Origin of the sequence: Enterobacter sp. E1 (genome assembly GCF_016809815.1) — a bacterium.
GTDB classification, from domain to species: domain Bacteria; phylum Pseudomonadota; class Gammaproteobacteria; order Enterobacterales; family Enterobacteriaceae; genus Enterobacter; species Enterobacter adelaidei.
Map to the genome: position 1 here is coordinate 842713 of NZ_JAFBJM010000001.1, position 19625 is coordinate 862337.

The 19625-nt window shown below is 51.9% G+C and carries 17 protein-coding genes and 1 pseudogene; 12 read left to right on the forward strand and 6 right to left on the reverse strand.

Features of this window, described 5'->3' with window-relative positions; all coding sequences use genetic code 11:
- The first annotated feature begins 45 nt into the window (after positions 1-45).
- The 3 genes from speFL to potE all read left to right on the forward strand — a co-directional run bounded on the left by speFL (position 46) and on the right by potE (position 3913).
- Complete coding sequence (speFL, locus tag JGF26_RS04155; protein ID WP_003858645.1) at positions 46-150, forward strand: leader peptide SpeFL; 105 nt, start codon at positions 46-48, stop codon at positions 148-150.
- 254 nt (positions 151-404) lie between these two features.
- Positions 405-2603, forward strand: a complete 2199-nt coding sequence (gene speF, locus JGF26_RS04160) for an ornithine decarboxylase SpeF (RefSeq protein ID WP_114980067.1) — start codon at positions 405-407, stop codon at positions 2601-2603.
- Positions 2600-3913 (forward strand): putrescine-ornithine antiporter, encoded by a 1314-nt coding sequence (gene potE, locus JGF26_RS04165; protein WP_014831099.1) that lies wholly within the window; start codon positions 2600-2602, stop codon positions 3911-3913. Before speF ends, potE begins: the two co-directional genes overlap by 4 nt.
- Before the next feature lie 33 nt (positions 3914-3946).
- Here the strand turns inward: potE and pgm are convergent, their stop codons facing one another.
- Positions 3947-5587 carry a phosphoglucomutase (alpha-D-glucose-1,6-bisphosphate-dependent) gene (gene pgm / locus JGF26_RS04170; RefSeq protein ID WP_028019452.1) on the reverse strand — a complete coding sequence of 547 codons (1641 nt, stop codon included), beginning with the start codon at positions 5585-5587 and terminating at the stop codon, positions 3947-3949.
- A 24-nt stretch (positions 5588-5611) separates the two neighbouring features.
- The gene (gene seqA / locus JGF26_RS04175; RefSeq protein WP_028019453.1) at positions 5612-6160 is read right to left on the reverse strand and encodes a replication initiation negative regulator SeqA; all 549 of its coding nucleotides are present in this window, start codon (positions 6158-6160) and stop codon (positions 5612-5614) included.
- A 183-nt stretch (positions 6161-6343) separates the two neighbouring features.
- On the opposite strand from seqA, the gene ybfF reads away from it, so the two are divergent.
- The 4 genes from ybfF (at position 6344) to fur (ending at position 8954) form a co-directional block, all read left to right on the forward strand.
- Positions 6344-7117 (forward strand): esterase, encoded by a 774-nt coding sequence (gene ybfF / locus JGF26_RS04180; protein WP_049005347.1) that lies wholly within the window; start codon positions 6344-6346, stop codon positions 7115-7117.
- A 128-nt stretch (positions 7118-7245) separates the two neighbouring features.
- Positions 7246-7533: a LexA regulated protein gene (gene ybfE / locus JGF26_RS04185; protein WP_028019455.1), complete on the forward strand. Its 288-nt coding sequence runs from the start codon at positions 7246-7248 to the stop codon at positions 7531-7533.
- 155 nt (positions 7534-7688) lie between these two features.
- A complete protein-coding gene (fldA, locus tag JGF26_RS04190) occupies positions 7689-8219 on the forward strand; it encodes a flavodoxin FldA (protein WP_134707314.1) in 531 nt (176 codons plus the stop codon).
- Positions 8220-8507: 288 nt separating this feature from the next.
- A complete protein-coding gene (fur, locus tag JGF26_RS04195) occupies positions 8508-8954 on the forward strand; it encodes a ferric iron uptake transcriptional regulator (RefSeq protein WP_014169146.1) in 447 nt (148 codons plus the stop codon).
- A gap of 107 nt (positions 8955-9061) precedes the next feature.
- On the opposite strand, the gene chiQ is transcribed toward fur, so the two are convergent.
- On the reverse strand, positions 9062-9391 hold the full coding sequence (gene chiQ, locus JGF26_RS04200) for a ChiQ/YbfN family lipoprotein (protein ID WP_134707633.1): 330 nt from the start codon (positions 9389-9391) through the stop codon (positions 9062-9064).
- Between the two features lie 15 nt (positions 9392-9406).
- Entirely contained in the window at positions 9407-10804 is a 1398-nt protein-coding gene (chiP, locus tag JGF26_RS04205; protein WP_028019457.1) for a chitoporin, read from the reverse strand.
- Between the two features lie 87 nt (positions 10805-10891).
- Here chiP and JGF26_RS22315 point away from each other — a divergent pair.
- A pseudogene (locus JGF26_RS22315) lies at positions 10892-10981 on the forward strand (methionine synthase); the annotation flags it as partial.
- A 271-nt stretch (positions 10982-11252) separates the two neighbouring features.
- Here the strand turns inward: JGF26_RS22315 and glnS are convergent.
- The gene (glnS, locus tag JGF26_RS04210) at positions 11253-12920 is read right to left on the reverse strand and encodes a glutamine--tRNA ligase (RefSeq protein WP_028019458.1); all 1668 of its coding nucleotides are present in this window, start codon (positions 12918-12920) and stop codon (positions 11253-11255) included.
- A gap of 169 nt (positions 12921-13089) precedes the next feature.
- The gene (gene nagE, locus JGF26_RS04215; protein WP_028021393.1) at positions 13090-15111 is read right to left on the reverse strand and encodes an N-acetylglucosamine-specific PTS transporter subunit IIBC; all 2022 of its coding nucleotides are present in this window, start codon (positions 15109-15111) and stop codon (positions 13090-13092) included.
- A gap of 326 nt (positions 15112-15437) precedes the next feature.
- On the opposite strand from nagE, the gene nagB reads away from it, so the two are divergent.
- From nagB to nagD, 4 genes are read left to right on the forward strand one after another with little or no spacing between them, the layout of a single operon-like run.
- Positions 15438-16238, forward strand: a complete 801-nt coding sequence (nagB, locus tag JGF26_RS04220) for a glucosamine-6-phosphate deaminase (RefSeq protein ID WP_023310765.1) — start codon at positions 15438-15440, stop codon at positions 16236-16238.
- A gap of 55 nt (positions 16239-16293) precedes the next feature.
- Positions 16294-17442 (forward strand): N-acetylglucosamine-6-phosphate deacetylase, encoded by a 1149-nt coding sequence (gene nagA / locus JGF26_RS04225; protein ID WP_134707313.1) that lies wholly within the window; start codon positions 16294-16296, stop codon positions 17440-17442.
- A gap of 8 nt (positions 17443-17450) precedes the next feature.
- Complete coding sequence (locus JGF26_RS04230; RefSeq protein WP_021242995.1) at positions 17451-18671, forward strand: N-acetylglucosamine repressor; 1221 nt, start codon at positions 17451-17453, stop codon at positions 18669-18671.
- 45 nt (positions 18672-18716) lie between these two features.
- Positions 18717-19469 carry a ribonucleotide monophosphatase NagD gene (gene nagD, locus JGF26_RS04235; protein WP_023310763.1) on the forward strand — a complete coding sequence of 251 codons (753 nt, stop codon included), beginning with the start codon at positions 18717-18719 and terminating at the stop codon, positions 19467-19469.
- Positions 19470-19625: the final 156 nt, after the last annotated feature.

The following is a 19625-nucleotide window of genomic DNA, read 5'->3' on the forward strand; positions in this document are numbered from 1 at the left end:
TGGATAAAATGACCATGCTTTCAATTACTGAAAGGAAAATGAAACATGGAAAACAACAATCGTTTAATGCCCCATATAAGGCGGACAACACATATCATGATGTTTGCCCACCGAAACTGCTTTGACTTTCATCTCTTTAATGCCCGGTAGTCCTTCGACTTCTGGCGCACCCGCTTACAGGTCATCCTGAAACTCATTTATTTACAGGCAATTGCCTGTGAACCCGTGCGCTTATTCATCTTAATTCAGACGCATCTGCAACCGGGCAGACTGAATTTCAATCATCAAAAAGCAACTCACTGATTTTAATCAGCGGTCACCCTTTGCTTTTTTTCCGGGAAATTATCGATTTCTTTTTTACAAGGAATCGAGGGACTTCTATTACCTAAAATAAAGAGATAAAGATGAAAAATTTAAAAATCGCAGCCAGCCGTGCATGCCCTGATTGCTTTACCACTCAGCGTGAACTCGTGGATGTCAGAGCCTCTGATTATATTGATGTTGCCGCTATTGTTCTGGCGGTCAGCGATATTTCCAGCGGCATTCTGGAAGAAATAGAAGCCACCGGGTTTGGCATTCCTGTTTTTGTCGCAACGCACAAAGAAGAGATCATCCCGGCAGACTATTTATCGCGCATTCACGGCGTTTTCGAACACTCAGACACCAGCAACGACTATTATGGACGTCAACTGGAAGCGGCGGCCCAGAAGTATGAAACCCAGTTGCGACCGCCGTTTTTCCGCGCCCTGGTCGACTACGTGAAACAGGGTAACAGCGCCTTTGACTGCCCGGGGCATCAGGGCGGCCAGTTCTTCCGCCGCCATCCTGCCGGTAATCAGTTTGTCGATTTCTTTGGTGAAACGCTCTTCCGTTCCGACCTGTGCAACGCCGACGTGGCGATGGGCGATCTGCTGATCCATGAAGGTGCGCCGTGCATTGCGCAGCAACATGCGGCGAAAGTCTTTAATGCCGATAAGACCTACTTCGTGCTGAATGGAACGTCATCATCCAACAAAGTAGTGCTTAACGCCCTGCTCACTCCTGGCGACCTGGTCCTGTTTGACCGTAACAACCATAAATCGAACCATCACGGTGCCCTCCTCCAGGCAGGTGCAACACCGGTCTATCTGGAAACAGCCCGTAACCCGTACGGCTTTATCGGGGGTATTGACGCCCACTGCTTTGAAGAGAGTTATCTGCGCGAACTGGTATCAGAAGTCGCACCAGGCAGAGCGCGTGATGCACGTCCGTTCCGCCTGGCGGTAATCCAGCTAGGTACTTACGATGGCACCATTTATAACGCTCGTCAGGTGGTAGATAAGATTGGCCCTCTGTGTGACTACATCCTGTTTGACTCGGCCTGGGTAGGTTACGAGCAGTTTATTCCGATGATGGCCGACTGCTCTCCACTGCTGCTGGAACTGAACGAAAACGACCCGGGCATTCTGGTGACCCAGTCCGTGCATAAACAACAGGCTGGCTTCTCGCAAACCTCGCAGATCCACAAGAAAGACAGCCACATTAAAGGCCAACAGCGCTATGTGCCCCACAAGCGTCTGAATAATGCCTTTATGATGCACGCCTCCACCAGCCCGTTCTATCCGCTGTTTGCCGCACTGGATATCAACGCCCGCATGCATGAAGGCCAGAGTGGCCGCAACATGTGGATGGACTGCGTGGTCACCGGTATCGAAGCGCGCAAGCTGATCCTGCAGAATTGCCAGTATCTGCGTCCATTCGTGCCAGATATGGTGGATGGTCGTCCGTGGGAAAGCTGGGAGACGGCGGAAATCGCTACCGATCTGCGCTTCTTCCATTTTGTTCCCGGTGAGAACTGGCATGCTTTTGAGGGCTACGCCGAACATCAATATTTTATCGACCCGTGCAAACTGCTGCTGACCACGCCAGGCATTAACGCGCGTACCGGCGAGTATGAGGATTTCGGGGTACCAGCCACAATCCTTGCCAACTTCCTGCGTGAAAACGGCATTGTGCCGGAGAAATGCGACCTCAACTCGATCCTGTTCCTGCTCACCCCAGCAGAGGATATGGGCAAGCTGCAACAACTGGTGGCACAGCTGGTGCGCTTCGAAAAACTGCTCGAGAGCGATGTTCCGCTGAAAGACGTCCTGCCTTCTCTTTACAAACAACATCCTGAGCGTTACGCAGATTACACCCTGCGCCAGATCTGCCAGGAGATGCATGACCTGTATGCCCGTCACAACGTGAAACAGCTGCAAAAAGAGATGTTCCGCAAATCCCACTTCCCACGCGTGATGATGAATCCACAAGATGCGAACTACGCCTATCTGCGCGGTGAAGTTGAACTGGTGTCCCTGCGCGACGCGGAAGGTCGCATCGCTGCCGAAGGCGCACTCCCTTATCCACCAGGAGTGTTGTGTGTTGTCCCAGGGGAAGTCTGGGGCGGTTCCGTACTGCGCTACTTTGCCGCACTGGAAGAAGGCATCAACCTTCTGCCTGGCTTCGCACCGGAACTGCAGGGCGTGTATGTCGAGGAGTGTGAAGGGCGCAAAGAGGTTCGCTGCAACGTCATCAAACAACCCACCGCTCAGCCTGCACTGCTGAAAGGAGAGAAATTATGAGTAAATCCAACAAAATGGGCGTGGTGCAGCTGACCATCCTCACCATGGTTAACATGATGGGGTCAGGGATCATCATGCTGCCGACCAAGCTTGCAGAAGTGGGAACCATTTCGATTATCTCCTGGCTGGTGACCGCCGTAGGGTCAATGGCCCTGGCATGGGCCTTTGCCAAATGCGGGATGTTCAGCCGCAAGTCAGGCGGGATGGGGGGGTATGCAGAATACGCCTTTGGTAAGTCAGGCAACTTTATGGCCAACTATACCTATGGTGTGTCATTGCTGATCGCCAACGTGGCGATTGCCATTTCCGCCGTGGGTTACGGTACGGAGCTGTTTGGTGCCACGCTGAGCCCGGTACAAATTGGGCTGGCGACCATCGGTGTGCTGTGGATCTGCACCGTGGCTAACTTTGGCGGCGCGCGTATCACCGGACAGCTCAGCAGCATCACCGTCTGGGGCGTGATTATCCCGGTTGTTGGCCTGTGCATCATCGGCTGGTTCTGGTTCAGCCCGACCTTGTACGCGAACTCCTGGAACCCTCACCATGTACCGTTCTTTACCGCAGTGGGTTCTTCCATTGCCATGACGCTTTGGGCCTTCCTCGGTCTGGAATCTGCCTGCGCGAATGCGGAAGTGGTTGAGAACCCTGAGAAGAACGTGCCGATTGCAGTCCTCGGCGGAACGCTGGGCGCGGCGGTGATCTATATCGTCTCGACTAACGTGATTGCCGGGATTGTGCCAAACATGGATCTGGCTAACTCTACGGCGCCGTTTGGTCTGGCCTTTGCGCAGATGTTCACGCCAGAAGTCGGGAAAGTGATCATGGGCCTGATGGTGATGTCCTGCTGCGGTTCACTCCTCGGCTGGCAGTTCACCATCGCTCAGGTCTTTAAATCCTCGGCTGACGAAGGGTACTTCCCGAAAATCTTCTCCCGCGTCACCAAAGCGGATGCACCGGTGCAGGGCATGCTGGCGATTGTCATCTTCCAGAGTGGATTATCGCTGATGACCATTAGCCCGTCGCTGAACAGCCAGTTCAACGTGCTGGTTAACCTGGCGGTCGTGACGAACATCATTCCGTATATTCTGTCGATGGCGGCGCTGGTGATTATTCAGAAGGTGGCGAAGGTGGATCCACGCAAAGCGCGGGCGGCCAATATCGTGGCGCTGATTGGGGCAATCTACAGCTTCTATGCGCTCTACTCATCCGGCCAGGAAGCGATGCTTTACGGCGCAATGGTCACCTTTATGGGCTGGACGCTGTACGGTCTGGTGTCACCACGGTTCGAGTTAAAGAATAAGCACAGCTAAAAAAAGGGAGCCATTCGGCTCCCTTTTTCATTCTTACGCGTTTTTCAACACTTCACTGACAATCTCTACCGCTTCTTTCTCAATCTGCTGACGATGTTCAGCGCCGAGGAAGCTTTCGCAATAGATCTTGTACGCATCTTCGGTACCGGATGGACGCGCGGCGAACCAGCCGTTTTCAGTCATCACTTTCAGGCCACCAATAGAGGCTCCATTACCCGGTGCAGCCGTCAGGCGTGCAGTTATCGGGTCGCCAGCCAGCGTGCTCGCACTGACCATCTCCGGAGAGAGTTTGGACAGGGCGGCTTTCTGAGCTGAAGTCGCCGATGCCTGAATACGGTTATAGCTTGGTGCACCAAAGCGTGCAGCCAGCTCATTGTAGTGTTCCTGCGGGTTTTTACCGGTGACAGCGGTAATTTCCGCCGCCAGCAGGCACATAATGATGCCGTCTTTATCGGTTGACCATGGCGTACCGTCGAAACGCAGGAAAGATGCCCCGGCGCTCTCTTCACCGCCAAAACCGAAGCTGCCGTCGTGCAGACCGTCAACGAACCATTTGAAGCCCACCGGCACTTCCACCAGCTTGCGGCCCAGCGCGTCGACCACACGGTCGATCATCGCCGATGAGACCAGCGTTTTGCCCACAGCAACCTCTTTGCCCCACTGCGGACGGTGCTGGAACAGGTAGTTAATCGCTACCGCCAGGTAATGGTTCGGGTTCATCAGCCCTGCCGGGGTGACGATACCATGACGGTCGTAATCCGGGTCGTTGGCAAATGCCAGATCGAATTTGTCGCGCAGCGCCAGCAGGCCCGCCATCGCACATTCAGAGGAGCAGTCCATACGGATTGCGCCGTCTTTATCCAGGTGCATGAAGCGGAAGGTCTGATCGACGTGATCGTTCACGATGGTCAGATCCAGCTTGTAATGCTCAGCAATGCGTTTCCAGTATTCAATACCGGAGCCACCGAGCGGATCCACACCCAGCTTCAGACCGGCTTTCTGAATCGCCGCCATGTCGACGATATCCGCCAGCCCTTCAATAAACGGCTGCACCAGATCCAGCTCTTTCACATGACCAGATGCCATCGCAGCATCCAGAGAAATACGCTTCACACCTTTCAGGCCATCGGCTAACAGGGCGTTAGCACGATCTTCCACCACTTTGGTGACGTTAGTATCAGCCGGGCCGCCATTAGGTGGGTTGTATTTGATACCACCATCTTCCGGCGGGTTGTGGGATGGCGTGATAACGATCCCGTCAGCCAGCGCGCCCCCTTTCTTGTTGTGCACAAGAATGGCGTTAGACACCGCAGGCGTTGGCGTGAATCCGTTATTCTCCTGAATAATCACATCAACGCCGTTTGCGGCCAGCACTTCCAGGACAGAAATGAATGCCGGCTCAGACAAAGCATGGGTATCTTTTCCCACATAGCATGGACCGGTAACGCCATTTTTGGCGCGCTCTTCCGCAATGGCCTGAGCAATGGCCAGAATGTGCGGTTCGTTAAAGCTATGGCGCGCCGCGCTACCGCGGTGACCAGATGTACCAAACTTCACGGCGTGTTCTGCATTGCCCACAACCGGCTTCAGAACGTAATACTGCGCGGTCAGCTGAGCGACATTAATCAAATCGCTTTGTTGTGCAGGTTGGCCTGCACGGCTGTGATTTGCCATTACCGGGTCCTTCTGATGCAAGGGTTAAATTGTACCGCAAACCTTTTCAATCAATTCCGCCGGGAACTGCATAGACTGCATGATGTGTTCAATCATGCTGCACTTGCGGCCCGTATTGGTATTGGTGATCACCCAGTACGGAGTGCCAGGGACATGTTTGGGTTTGGTTTGATTGCCATTTTGCAGCAGCGTTTGCTCGTCACCCGCGAAATAGACGCGAGTACGACCGTGCAGCGACTCGGTCGCTTCAGCAAACGCTTTGTTATCCAGTGAGTAGAGTGTAGACAGCACCAGCATAAAGCGGTTAACCGCCTTTTTTTGCTCCGCATATTCATCGGACAGCAGCAGCTCGCGCATCGCCCGCACTTTATCTTTTGCCGGTGTCACGGCAGGTTTTGCTTGTGCAACAACGCTCGGCTGAGACACGACATCTTTGGTAACTGGGGTGACAGGCTGTGAAGCGGCGGAAATTTTAAGCATGCGCCGTAAAATGTCGGACGCACTCTCCCCGATATGCCGCGTCTGGCTGGCAATATACTGATAGAGTTCGTCATCAACTTCGATTGTTTTCATCTTAATCCAGTGCGATATCTTATCTGAATACAAGTCATTGGGATTATAAGGTCAAATCCCAACAGCGGATAGCGTCAAACCAGGTTGGCGGCAAAAGTCAGATTAAACTGGAACCTTGCAGCCGGGCGGCAGAATGGTCAACATGATACCCTAACCTGACATACGTAAAAAAAGAACTTTGCCATGAAATTGAATACCCGAGCGCAAACTGCACAATCGCCGAACAATAATTCTCCCATCGTACTGGTTCACGGACTTTTTGGCAGCCTGGATAACCTGGGCGTGCTGGCGCGCGATCTGGTTAGCGATCACGACATTTTGCAAGTCGACATGCGCAATCACGGTCTTTCAGGGCGCTCAGAAGAGATGACCTACGCGGCAATGGCGCAGGATCTGCTGGATACGCTGGATGCCAACAACCTGCAAAAGGTCACCCTCATCGGGCATTCAATGGGCGGCAAAGCGGTGATGGCCCTGACGGCGCTCGCACCTGAGAGAATTCAGGGTCTGGTGGTAATCGATGTTGCTCCGGTGGATTACGACGTTCGACGCCATGACGAAATTTTCGCGGCGATCAACGCGGTAACAGAGGCTGGTGCCACAACGCGTCAACAAGCGGCTGCCGTCATGCGTGAGCATCTTGATGAAGAAGGTGTCGTGCAGTTCCTGCTGAAGTCATTTGTTGACGGACAATGGCGTTTTAACGTGCCGGTGCTCTGGGAGCAGTACAACAATATCGTAGGCTGGGAAACGGTACCTGCCTGGCCACACCCTACCCTCTTTATTCGTGGCGGTAACTCGCCTTACGTCACCGACGCGTACCGCGACGCATTGCTGGCGCAATTCCCGCAGGCTCGCGCCCATGTTATCGCCGGGGCCGGACACTGGGTTCACGCGGAAAAACCTGACGCCGTATTGCGCGCCATTCGCCGCTATCTTGCTGATACTGCAAATTGATTAAAAAGAGAGCGACTGGAAGGCTGCAGGCTTCCAGTCGTTGGCGTGCCGTTTTTGGTGATGTATGATGGCGCGCTTATCGCCCGGGCATTAGCAGGGCGGCGTGTTTCCCCCGAAGTCTCAGAATCATGGCCAAAGAACAAACGGACCGTACGACACTAGATCTGTTCGCGAATGAGCGTCGCCCGGGACGACCGAAAACGAATCCGCTTTCGCGCGATGAACAGCTGCGTATCAATAAACGCAATCAGCTTAAACGCGATAAAAATCGTGGGCTTAAGCGTGTCGAACTGAAGCTCAACGCCGACGCCGTCGATGCGCTTAACGAGCTGGCTGACGCGCGAAATATCAGCCGCAGCGAACTCATTGAAGAGATGTTGCTCGTCCAGCTTGAGACGTTACGCAGCCAGGCATAAGTCTGAAAATCCCCTTTATCGCCCTTTTCATGTAGCACAGAGTGCAGTCCTGCGCGATAGCTGTTTCCGCAGGGTTGCCAGTTCTGCTATTATTGCCCTTATCCGTGGCCTAATTGCGCCACCATACTATTAAGTTTCAAGAGGTTATTTTACTCATGGCAATCATCGGCATTTTCTTCGGCAGTGATACCGGCAATACCGAAAATATCGCAAAAAACATTCAAAAACAGCTCGGTAAAGACGTTGCTGATGTGCATGACATCGCCAAGAGCAGCAAAGAAGATCTCGAAGGCTATGACATTCTGCTGCTGGGTATTCCAACCTGGTACTACGGTGAAGCCCAGTGTGACTGGGATGACTTCTTCCCGACGCTGGAAGAAGTTGATTTCAACGGCAAGCTGGTTGCCCTTTTTGGCTGTGGCGATCAGGAAGACTACGCAGAATATTTCTGTGATGCGCTGGGTACCATCCGCGACATCATTGAGCCAAATGGCGCGGTTATCGTAGGCCACTGGCCAACGGCGGGTTACCACTTCGAAGCCTCTAAAGGCCTGGCTGATGACGATCATTTCGTGGGTCTGGCCATCGACGAAGACCGCCAGCCTGAACTGACCGCAGAGCGTGTTGAGAAGTGGGTTAAGCAGATCCGTGAAGAACTGCACCTGGATGATATTCTGAAAGCCTGATTTTTATCGTGGCGCAACTGCGGTTGCGCCACGCCCCAGGTCAAACCGATTAAATTAATTGCTACAATCTTTTAACTTTTTCGCCCAGACCTGTACAATGTCTCCCTGAAAAATGTGGTTTCCATTGAGCAAGTTTGTTGGTGATACCCCATTTTTATAAGCATATTTTGCCTGAGACTTGCTGTTTTCATTTAGACATGGCAGTTCTATAATGAGACGCATTATCCAAGGTGCATTTTCTGTCACTTCCTACAGAAGTGAATCGTTTAGCAACAGGACAGATTCCGCATGACTGACAACAATACCGCATTAAAGAAGGCTGGCCTGAAAGTTACGCTTCCTCGGTTAAAAATCCTTGAAGTGCTTCAGGGTCCAGACAATCACCATGTCAGTGCGGAAGACCTTTATAAACGTCTTATTGACATGGGCGAAGAAATTGGGCTCGCTACCGTCTATCGCGTGCTGAACCAGTTTGATGACGCGGGCATTGTTACCCGTCATAATTTCGAAGGCGGTAAATCTGTATTCGAACTGACCCAGCAACAGCACCACGATCACCTGATCTGCCTCGACTGTGGCAAGGTCATTGAATTTAGCGATGACTCCATCGAAGCGCGCCAGCGTGAAATCGCGGCTCGTCATGGCATCCGCCTGACCAACCACAGCCTGTACCTGTATGGTCACTGTGCTGAAGGTGATTGCCGCGAAGACGATCACGCGCACGACGCTAAATAACTCAAGCTTTCATACTCTGAGCCAGCCGCGAGGTTGGCTTTTTTTTGCCTGTTATTTGACGCAAAAAAGCCCGGAAGCGCTGTGCTACCGGGCATGATGACAGAGAATTATTTGCTGTTGTTACTGCGAATCTCTTTCCAGATCTGGTCGCAACGCTTCACCACTTCCTGATCGTTTCCGGTTTTACGTGCCTGAATACAGGCCTGGTAATCCATCACGCGAACGTTTTCCTGTGTGGCGAACTGCTCATGTGCCTTCTCTTTCTTCAGCACATTCAGCACGCTCTGACAGGCTTCGATCTTCTCCGGTGAACCTTCCGCTGTGTTAATGCAGGCGCTATACGCCTCTTTAAGACGCGAGTCCTCTTTCGGTGCCTGCTCCTGCGCACACCCCGCCAGCCCCGCAGCCAGCAACGCGACGATTACGATGTTTTTCATCATGTTCTGTCTCCATTAGAAGATAGTGAATGGAGCGATAACCATGAATTTCACGTCACGCTCATCCTGGAAGATGTTGCCGTAACCGCCTGCGTAGCTCGGAATGTCTGAGTGGTTGTCATACTGGGTAAAGTGCAGTTTGAACATCGTGCCTTTCGCACGGCCGTCCTGCAGGGTGTAGATAGCATCCAGGCTGTAAGAAGACTCTTTCAGGCGATAGTTTGGATCGTAGTAAGCGTCCGGTGTAGCCATATCTGCAGGTTTTGCATCCCAGGCATAAGCGTAAGATGCACCCACCGCCCAGCCTGGCAGGTTCCAGTTTTTCAGATCATACATCGCGCCGAAGAACACCGCTTTTTCGCCGTCGGCGTTGAAGTCAGAGCGGTTATCCCACCAGATATCAAGACGACCGTTAGACGATGCATAGGTTGGGGTCATACGCTGCAGGAAGTACCCCTGCTGCCCTTCCGCTTTCACCCATGTGCCTTCCAGACGCAAATCAACCTGTCCGACTTTGTAGCCGAAGGTGAGAGCCTGCAACCACGCGGTGCCGTCATAGATATCATTGACGCCACCATTACTGACTTTGTCGCGCGTACCGTAGAACTGGTAACTGGTGCTCAGCGGGCTACCCGCGATATCAAATTTATAGCTGGCCTTGGCAAAGTACTGATCGATGTAACCTTGAGCCTGGCCAAATGCCGCCTCAAGTACCAGGTCGTTTTTAAAGTCGTATTTAGCACCCAGTGAATGGAGATAATCTACTTTGGTTTTCTTATCGTTCTGGTAGAACTTGTCCATTTCAATGTGCCATGGTGCTTTGTACTCGTTGGTCCACATATAGGAGAAGCTCAACGCACCTGCATCACCGTAATCAAAGTTGGCACCCGCTTCCGCACCCTGGTAAGTACCCGGCATAAAGCTCCAGTGTGGTGCTAACAATGTCTGACCGGTTGGCTGAATATAACCACCGCGCGCCCATACCGGGCCGTATTTGAATTTCGCTGCTGCCTTATACAGGCTGATACCGCTTTTATCTCCGGACCAGTCTTCTTTATAGGCTTTATTACTGGAGGAGAATGCGATTTCGTTCGGGTGGGCGCTGTCGCCGTTTTCCGCCATTTCAATTGCCGTGAATGCAGCAATATCCAGACCGAACATATCGGCAGCATAACCAGACTGGAAATCCAGATTGGCGTTCCAGGTGGAGTGAGAAAGGTTGGTTTTGTATTTGTCTTCAGTGACGTCTTTACGGTCACGTTCACGCTGCCAGTAGTAAATCCCCCCCGTGAGGGTTGAATCATCAATAAAACCTGCTGCCTTCGCCTCTGGTGCAATCACCAGGCCCGACATTGCTGTCACACCGGCAATAGCCAGCGCCAGCGCACTACGTTTGCCACTGAACGTACGCATAGATTATTCCTCTTTGACGAATTAAAACGCCTTAAACGGCGAAAAATATAAAAGACCTAATGGTCAGGGGTAGTTAGAAATACCCTCGAATTAACTACCGCCTTTAGGTTATTTTTCGCGACGCGAATTATCAATGCTTTTCAGCGAGCAAAAGTCAGGATTATGACGAAGTGCACATAATTGGTAGTGATTTGTAACATCTGCGCCAATGCGAGGATTTACAGGGAATAACGCGTATTTTGAGGGAGTGCCGACCGTTTATTCTGCGTATTTTTTGTCCTTAAGGCTATTCGTAAATATTGAAACTTTTTTTGAGTAAAATAAGTAGCACCTCATTGACCTCAATTTCACGAACATCTTATTTGCGCTGTGCCTTAATAGTCTGATCGTTAAATAAAAAAACGCCGCTTATCGCGGCGTTTGTCTCTCATTGACCAGAATGGCAATATTATTCGCCGATCTTAGCCCAGGTGTCACGCAGACCAACGGTACGGTTAAACACCGGTTTTTCCGCCGTGCTGTAACGGCTATCCAGGCAGAAGTAACCTTCGCGTTCGAACTGGAACGCTTTACCCGCTTCGGCCGCTTTTAAAGACGGCTCGGCATAACCCTGTTTAATTACCAGAGATTCCGGGTTGATCGTCGCCAGGAAGTCTTCGGCAGCACCAGGGTTAGGGACACTGAACAGACGATCGTACAGGCGAATTTCAACAGGCAGCGCGTGTGCAGCGCTTACCCAATGGATAACGCCTTTCACTTTACGGCCATCAGCCGGATCTTTGCTCAGGGTTTCAGCATCATAAGAACAGAAGATGGTGGTGATATTGCCTTCAGCATCTTTCTCTACGCGCTCAGCCTTGATGACGTAAGCATTACGCAGGCGCACCTCTTTACCCAATACCAGACGCTTGTACTGCTTGTTCGCTTCTTCGCGGAAGTCAGCACGATCGATCCAGATTTCAGCGCTGAACGGTACGTCGCGGCTACCCATTTCCGGTTTATTCGGATGGTTAGGCATGGACACCAGCTCGCTTTCACCCTGCGGGTAGTTTTCGATAACCAGTTTCACTGGATCGATGACTGCCATTGCGCGCGGCGCGTTTTCGTTGAGATCTTCACGAATGCAGGATTCCAGAGACGCCATTTCAATGGTGTTATCCTGCTTAGTCACACCGATGCGTTTGCAGAACTCACGAATAGAAGCGGCGGTGTAACCACGACGACGCAGACCAGAGATGGTCGGCATACGCGGATCGTCCCAGCCTTCAACGTGCTTGTCGGTAACCAGCAGGTTCAGCTTACGCTTGGACATCACGGTGTATTCCAGATTCAGACGAGAGAACTCGTACTGACGTGGATGCACAGGGATAGTGATGTTATCCAGTACCCAGTCGTACAGACGACGGTTGTCCTGGAACTCCAGCGTACACAGAGAGTGAGTAATGCCTTCCAGCGCATCGCTGATGCAGTGGGTGAAGTCGTACATCGGGTAGATGCACCACTTGTTACCCGTCTGGTGGTGTTCCGCAAACTTAATGCGGTACAGCACCGGGTCACGCATCACGATGAACGGAGATGCCATGTCAATTTTGGCACGCAGACAGGCTTTGCCTTCTTCGAAACCACCTGCACGCATTTTTTCAAACAGCGCCAGGTTCTCTTCCACGCTGCGATCGCGGTACGGGCTGTTTTTGCCCGGCGCGGTCAGCGAGCCGCGGTATTCACGGATCTCATCGGCAGACAGCTCGTCGACGTACGCCAGACCTTTGTTAATCAGCTCTACCGCATAGGCATACAGCTGATCAAAATAGTCAGAGGAGTAGCAGATGTCGCCAGACCAGTTAAAGCCCAGCCATTGCACGTCGTTCTTGATGGACTCAACGTATTCGATGTCTTCTTTTACTGGGTTGGTGTCATCGAAACGCAGGTTGCACTGCCCCTGGTAGTCCTGGGCAATGCCAAAGTTCAGGCAGATAGATTTCGCGTGACCAATATGCAGGTAACCATTCGGCTCCGGCGGGAAACGCGTATGAATTGTGGTGTGCTTACCACTGGCCAGATCTTCATCGATGATCTGACGAATAAAGTTACTCGGGCGGGCTTCTGCCTCACTCATCGTGGATTCCTCAAAGCGTAAACAACGTATAACGGCATATGATCTTATAAGCCGGACGTAGTGACAACCCTTAAAACGGCTCTGAAGAAAATAATGGGGGCTTTTGCTGCAAAAAAAAGCGGCGAGGGATATCCCCCGCCGCTTAAGGCATGACTCTACTCAGGAGCGATTACTTGCCTTTAATCTCATACAGTGGCGTTTGACCCGCAACCACTTGACCTTTCGCCTGAATGACCAGGCCACTAAAGTCATCAATGTTGCTGCAAACGACCGGACTAATCATTGAGCGCGCGTTGGCGTTCAGGAAGTCCAGATCCATTTCCAGGATTGGCTGCCCTGCGACCACTTCAGCACCCTCTTCCACCAGGCGAGTAAAGCCCTGGCCGTTCAGCGCAACGGTATCAATACCCATGTGGACAACGATCTCAGCACCATTCTCGGTTTCGAGGCAGAACGCATGGTTGGTATTGAAGATTTTTACGATGGTACCGGCTGCTGGTGACACCACGGTTTTTTCCGTTGGTTTTACCGCGACACCGTCACCGACCGCTTTGCTGGCGAAGGCTTCGTCAGGCACCTGCTCAATGGCAACGACTTCACCCGTCACTGGGGAAACCAGTGCGGCAATCGTTTTAGCATTTGGTACTGCCTGCGGTTTTGCGGCAGCTGGCGCAGCGGCTGGAGCTGCAGACGTTTCCGCTGCGGCTACCGGACCTGTCGTTTTCATGGCATTGGCAATTTTTTCCGCCACGAACCCAACGATAATCTGCACGCTGGTTTTGTTCAGACGGATAACACCGGATGCACCCAGGCGTTTAGCCAGCGCTTCGTTCACCAGAGAAGAGTCTTTTACGTTCAGACGCAGACGGGTGATACATGCGTCGATACCGGTCAGGTTGTCAGAACCGCCGACAGCGGCGATGTACTGACGCGCCAGACCTGCAACATCCTGGTCTTTGTCCGCGCTCACATTCACGTCCTGACCATCCGCTTCGCTACCGGCAACAGCCAGTTCACGACCTGGGGTCATCAGGTTGAATTTGGTGATAGTGAAACGGAACACCACGTAGTAGATAGCAAAGAACACCAGACCCTGTGGGATCAGCATCCACCAGTGGGTTGCCAGCGGGTTACGGGAAGACAGCACCATATCCACCAGACCCGCACTGAAGCCGAAACCGGCAATCCACTGCATACTTGCGGCGATGAACACAGAGATACCGGTCAGCACAGCGTGGATCACATACAGCACAGGGGCCACGAACATGAAGGAGAATTCCAGCGGTTCAGTGATACCGGTGAAGAAGGCTGCAAATGCACCCGCCATCATGATACCCAGGACTTTCGCTTTGTTCTCTGGACGTGCGCAGTGGTAGATAGCCAGCGCTGCACCTGGCAGGCCGAACATCATGATTGGGAAAAAGCCCGCCTGGTAACGACCGGTGATACCGACAACCGCTTTACCTGCTTCGATGGACTGTGCGCCACCCAGGAAGTTAGGAATATCGTTAATACCGGCAACATCGAACCAGAATACGGAGTTCAGCGCGTGGTGCAGACCGACCGGGATCAGCAGACGGTTGAAGAACGCGTATACGCCCGCACCGACGGAACCCAGCTTCTGAATGTGCTCACCAAAGTTCACCAGACCGTCAAAGATAACCGGCCAGATGTACATCATGATGAATGCAACAACGATCATCAGGAAGGAAGTCAGAATAGGCACCAGACGACGACCGCTGAAGAAGGACAGCGCTTTTGGCAGCTCTACGCCGCTGAAGCGGTTGTACAGTTCAGCAGAGATGATACCGACGAGGATACCAACGAACTGGTTTTCAATTTTCCCGAATGCGGCAGGAACTTGATCCGCTGGGATTTTTTGAATCATAGACACCGCTGCTGGGGAGCAGAGGGTAGTTAATACCAGGAAACCGACAAAGCCGGTCAGCGCCGCTGCGCCGTCTTTATCTTTGGACATACCATAAGCCACACCAATCGCGAACAGGACTGACATGTGATCGATAATGGCGGAGCCCGATTTAATAAACAGTGCCGCCAGAGCGTTATCTCCGCCCCAACTTACCGGGTCAATCCAGTAACCGACACCCATTAATATCGCTGCGGCTGGCAGCGTGGCGACCGGCACCATAAGTGCGCGACCAACCTTTTGTAAATAACCTAGAATACTCACTTTCTTCCCCCTATGAGACCCCGTTTAAGGCATGTTCTCAGCTCTGTTTTTTATTGTGTCACGAACTATAAATACAGTTGATGATTCACTGGCATTGTGAGTGTGTGAAAAATTAATTCGTATCGCAAATTAAACACGTATTTTTTGTGATTTTTGTCACCAAATATCGTTATTAACCCTCCCTTATGCTGGCTAACTGCGAAAACTTATTTTATCATTCAAAAAATCAAGACGGATTGATCCGGCCTGAAAGATTCCAGGTTACGCTTAATTCAGGTTCCGATAGCCATCCGCCCAATCTTCTACTTTAACTCTTGAGGTGAACAATGAGACTGATTCCCCTGGCAACTGCTGAACAAGTTGGTAAATGGGCCGCTCGCCATATCGTTAACCGTATTAACGCATTTAAACCTACTGCCGATCGTCCTTTCGTTCTTGGTCTTCCAACAGGCGGCACACCCCTAACCGCGTATAAGGCACTGGTTGAGATGCATAAAGCAGGCCAGGTTAGCTTTAAACATGTTGTGACCTTCAATATGGACGAATATGTTGGCTTACCGAAGGATCACCCGGAAAGCTACCATAGCTTTATGCACCGCAACTTCTTTGATCACGTTGATATTCCATCTGAAAATATTAACCTGCTGAATGGAAACGCGCCTGATATTGACGCAGAATGTCGTCAGTATGAAGAAAAAATCCGTTCCTACGGTAAAATCCACCTGTTTATGGGTGGTGTAGGTAATGATGGTCATATCGCGTTTAACGAACCGGCGTCTTCTCTGGCTTCCCGTACCCGTATTAAAACGCTGACCCATGACACACGCGTGGCAAACTCCCGCTTCTTTGACGGTGACGTTAACCAGGTTCCAAAATACGCCCTGACCGTAGGTGTAGGTACCCTGTTGGATGCCGAAGAAGTGATGATTCTGGTCCTGGGCGGCGTGAAAGCGCAGGCGCTCCAGGCTGCCGTTGAAGGCAACGTTAACCACATGTGGACCATCAGCTGCCTGCAGCTGCATCCGAAATCAGTCATCGTTTGTGACGAACCGTCCACGATGGAGCTGAAAGTGAAAACGCTGAAATACTTCAACGAATTAGAAGCAGAGAACATCAAAGGTCTGTAATTGAATAACCGCCTCTTCATCAAGAGGCGGCCGCTTTTTTTAACCGGGGGTCGTTATGTACGCTTTAACCCACGGTCGGATTTATACCGGCCATGATATTCTGGATGACCATGCGATTGTTATCGCTAATGGCCTGATTGAACGTGTTTGCCCGCTGGCAGAACTGCCGCCGGAGATTGAACAGCGCTCACTCAATGGAGCAGTAATCTCCCCCGGTTTCATTGACGTACAGCTCAACGGCTGTGGCGGTGTGCAATTCAATGACACCGCGGATGCGGTGACGGTAGAAACGCTGGAGATCATGCAAAAAGCCAACGAGAAATCGGGCTGCACCAGCTATCTGCCAACGCTCATCACCAGCAGTGATGACCTTATGAAACAGGGCATCCGCGTGATGCGTGAATACCTGGCAAAACACCCGAATCAGGCGCTGGGTCTGCACCTTGAAGGGCCATGGCTGAATATGGTCAAAAAAGGGACGCATAACCCGAATTACGTGCGCAAACCTGATGCGGAGCTGGTTGACTACATGTGTGCTAACGCCGATGTGATCACAAAAGTGACGCTGGCGCCTGAAATGACAGGTACGGAAGTCATCAGCAAACTGGCTGCCGCCGGGATTATCGTTTCAGCGGGTCACTCAAACGCGACGCTGAAAGAAGCCAAAGCGGGTTTCCGCGCGGGCATTACCTTCGCCACGCACCTCTACAACGCAATGCCGTATATAACCGGTCGTGAACCGGGTCTGGTCGGAGCGATTCTGGATGAGCCAGACGTCTACTGCGGTATTATTGCTGACGGCTTACATGTCGATTACACCAACATTCGTAATGCCAAGCGGCTGAAAGGTAACAAGCTTTGTCTGGTCACCGATGCCACCGCGCCAGCAGGTGCAAATATTGAGCAGTTCATTTTTGCCGGTAAAACAATATACTACCGCAATGGACTGTGTGTGGATGAGAACGGCACGCTGAGTGGTTCTGCCCTGACCATGATTGAAGGGGTACGCAACCTAGTTGAGCATTGCGGTATTGCCCTCGATGAAGTGCTGCGTATGGCGACGCTTTATCCGGCGCGTGCAATGGGCGTCGATAAACAGCTTGGCGGAATTGCACCAGGTATGGTTGCAAACCTGACGGCATTCACACACGATTATAAAATTATTAAGACCATCGTTAATGGTAACGAGGTCGTCACTGAGTAAGTAAAAGTATGACACCAGGCGGACAAGCTCAAATAGGTAATGTCGATCTCGTTAAACAACTTAACAGTGCGGCGGTTTATCGTCTGATTGACCAGCACGGGCCTATCTCGCGAATTCAGATAGCCGAACAAAGCCAGCTTGCTCCCGCCAGCGTGACAAAAATTACCCGCCAGCTCATCGAGCGCGGTTTGATCAAAGAAGTCGATCAACAGGCCTCCACCGGAGGCCGCCGCGCTATCTCTATTATTACCGAAACCCGTAATTTTCAGGCCATTGGCGTCCGCCTTGGCCGTCATGACACCACGCTTACGCTCTACGATCTGAGCAGCAAAGCCATTGCGGAAGAGCACTACCCCCTTCCTGAACGCACTCAGGAGACCCTGGAACACGCGCTGCTGAATACCATCGCGCAGTTTATTGAAAGCTGTCAGCGTAAAATCCGTGAGCTCATCGCCATCTCCGTGATTCTGCCTGGTCTGGTCGACCCGGAAAGCGGCGTGATCCGCTATATGCCGCACATCCAGGTTGAAAACTGGGGGCTGGTCGATGCGCTGGAAAAGCGCTTTAAAGTGACCTGTTTTGTAGGCCATGACATTCGCTCTCTGGCGCTGGCGGAGCACTATTTTGGTGCCAGTCAGGACTGCGAAGACTCTATTCTGGTGCGCGTTCACCGCGGTACAGGTGCAGGCATTATCTCTAACGGGCGTATTTTTATTGGTCGCAACGGTAATGTCGGCGAGATCGGCCATATTCAGGTCGAGCCGCTTGGCGAACGTTGCCACTGCGGAAACTTTGGTTGTCTTGAGACCATTGCCGCCAATACGGCCATTGAGCAGCGTGTTCGCCATTTGCTTGAACAGGGTTATCAAAGCCGCGTCACGCTGGACGATTGCAAGATAGGAACCATCTGTAAAGCCGCCAATAAAGGCGACGCGCTGGCCTGTGAGGTGATCGAGCAGGTTGGACGCCACCTGGGTAAAACCATTGCTATCGCGATTAACCTGTTTAACCCGCAAAAAGTGGTGATCGCCGGTGAAATTGTTGAAGCGGAAAAGGTACTGCTGCCCGCCATTGAAGGCTGTATTAATACCCAGGCGCTGAAAGCATTCCGCCAGAATCTCCCGGTTGTTCGTTCAAAGCTTGACCATCGTTCAGCGATTGGCGCATTCGCGCTGGTAAAACGCGCGATGCTCAACGGTATTCTGTTGCAGCATTTGCTGGAAAGTTGATCGAACCTTATAGTAACGCCTTCTTTTTTTGATGTCGGACTGTCCATGACCATTAAGAATGTAATTTGTGATATCGACGGCGTGCTGATGCACGACAACGTTGCTGTGCCGGGTGCTGCGGAGTTTCTTCACCGCATCATCGACAAAGGAATGCCTCTGGTTCTTCTCACGAACTACCCTTCTCAGACCGGTCAGGATCTGGCGAACCGCTTTGCCACAGCCGGTGTCGACGTGCCGGACAGCGTGTTTTATACCTCGGCGATGGCAACGGCTGATTTTCTGAAACGTCAGGAAGGAAAAAAAGCCTACGTGGTCGGTGAAGGCGCGCTGATCCACGAACTGTACAAAGCCGGTTTTACCATCACCGATGTGAACCCGGACTTTGTGATTGTGGGTGAAACGCGCTCCTTTAACTGGGAGATGATGCATAAAGCGGCATACTTTGTCGCCAGCGGCGCGCGTTTTATCGCCACCAACCCGGATACGCACGGCCGTGGCTTTTATCCGGCATGTGGTGCGCTCTGCGCCGGTATCGAGAAAATCTCTGGTCGTCAGCCGTTTGTGGTCGGGAAACCTAGCCCGTGGATCATCCGTGCCGCACTGAACAAAATGCAGGCTCACTCTGAAGAAACCGTCATTGTCGGCGACAACCTCCGCACCGATATTCTGGCCGGTTTCCAGGCGGGTCTTGAAACTATTCTGGTGCTCTCTGGCGTCTCTCAGCTTGATGACATTGATTCGATGCCGTTCCGGCCGAGCTGGATTTACCCCTCCGTTGATGAAATTGACATTATCTGATACCAAACCACGCCTCAGGGCGTGGTTTTTCATTTTCAGCCCAGCCAAATAAAAACCCATCTAACAAAAACCACGTTTTATTGAATAATCATCAATAAAAGCATGCATGACATACTCGTTTTTCACTATTCAGCAATTACCATTGCACTATTTCCG

What these genes read in the sequence shown, in the direction of transcription:
- speFL (WP_003858645.1), top strand. Translation starts at nt 46, where the DNA reads ATGGAAAACAACAATCGTTTAATGCCCCATATAAGGCGGACAACACAT.
- speF (WP_114980067.1), top strand. Translation starts at nt 405, where the DNA reads ATGAAAAATTTAAAAATCGCAGCCAGCCGTGCATGCCCTGATTGCTTT.
- potE (WP_014831099.1), top strand. Translation starts at nt 2,600, where the DNA reads ATGAGTAAATCCAACAAAATGGGCGTGGTGCAGCTGACCATCCTCACC.
- pgm (WP_028019452.1), bottom strand. Translation starts at nt 5,587, where the DNA reads ATGGCAAATCACAGCCGTGCAGGCCAACCTGCACAACAAAGCGATTTG.
- seqA (WP_028019453.1), bottom strand. Translation starts at nt 6,160, where the DNA reads ATGAAAACAATCGAAGTTGATGACGAACTCTATCAGTATATTGCCAGC.
- ybfF (WP_049005347.1), top strand. Translation starts at nt 6,344, where the DNA reads ATGAAATTGAATACCCGAGCGCAAACTGCACAATCGCCGAACAATAAT.
- ybfE (WP_028019455.1), top strand. Translation starts at nt 7,246, where the DNA reads ATGGCCAAAGAACAAACGGACCGTACGACACTAGATCTGTTCGCGAAT.
- fldA (WP_134707314.1), top strand. Translation starts at nt 7,689, where the DNA reads ATGGCAATCATCGGCATTTTCTTCGGCAGTGATACCGGCAATACCGAA.
- fur (WP_014169146.1), top strand. Translation starts at nt 8,508, where the DNA reads ATGACTGACAACAATACCGCATTAAAGAAGGCTGGCCTGAAAGTTACG.
- chiQ (WP_134707633.1), bottom strand. Translation starts at nt 9,391, where the DNA reads ATGAAAAACATCGTAATCGTCGCGTTGCTGGCTGCGGGGCTGGCGGGG.
- chiP (WP_028019457.1), bottom strand. Translation starts at nt 10,804, where the DNA reads ATGCGTACGTTCAGTGGCAAACGTAGTGCGCTGGCGCTGGCTATTGCC.
- glnS (WP_028019458.1), bottom strand. Translation starts at nt 12,920, where the DNA reads ATGAGTGAGGCAGAAGCCCGCCCGAGTAACTTTATTCGTCAGATCATC.
- nagB (WP_023310765.1), top strand. Translation starts at nt 15,438, where the DNA reads ATGAGACTGATTCCCCTGGCAACTGCTGAACAAGTTGGTAAATGGGCC.
- nagA (WP_134707313.1), top strand. Translation starts at nt 16,294, where the DNA reads ATGTACGCTTTAACCCACGGTCGGATTTATACCGGCCATGATATTCTG.
- JGF26_RS04230 (WP_021242995.1), top strand. Translation starts at nt 17,451, where the DNA reads ATGACACCAGGCGGACAAGCTCAAATAGGTAATGTCGATCTCGTTAAA.
- nagD (WP_023310763.1), top strand. Translation starts at nt 18,717, where the DNA reads ATGACCATTAAGAATGTAATTTGTGATATCGACGGCGTGCTGATGCAC.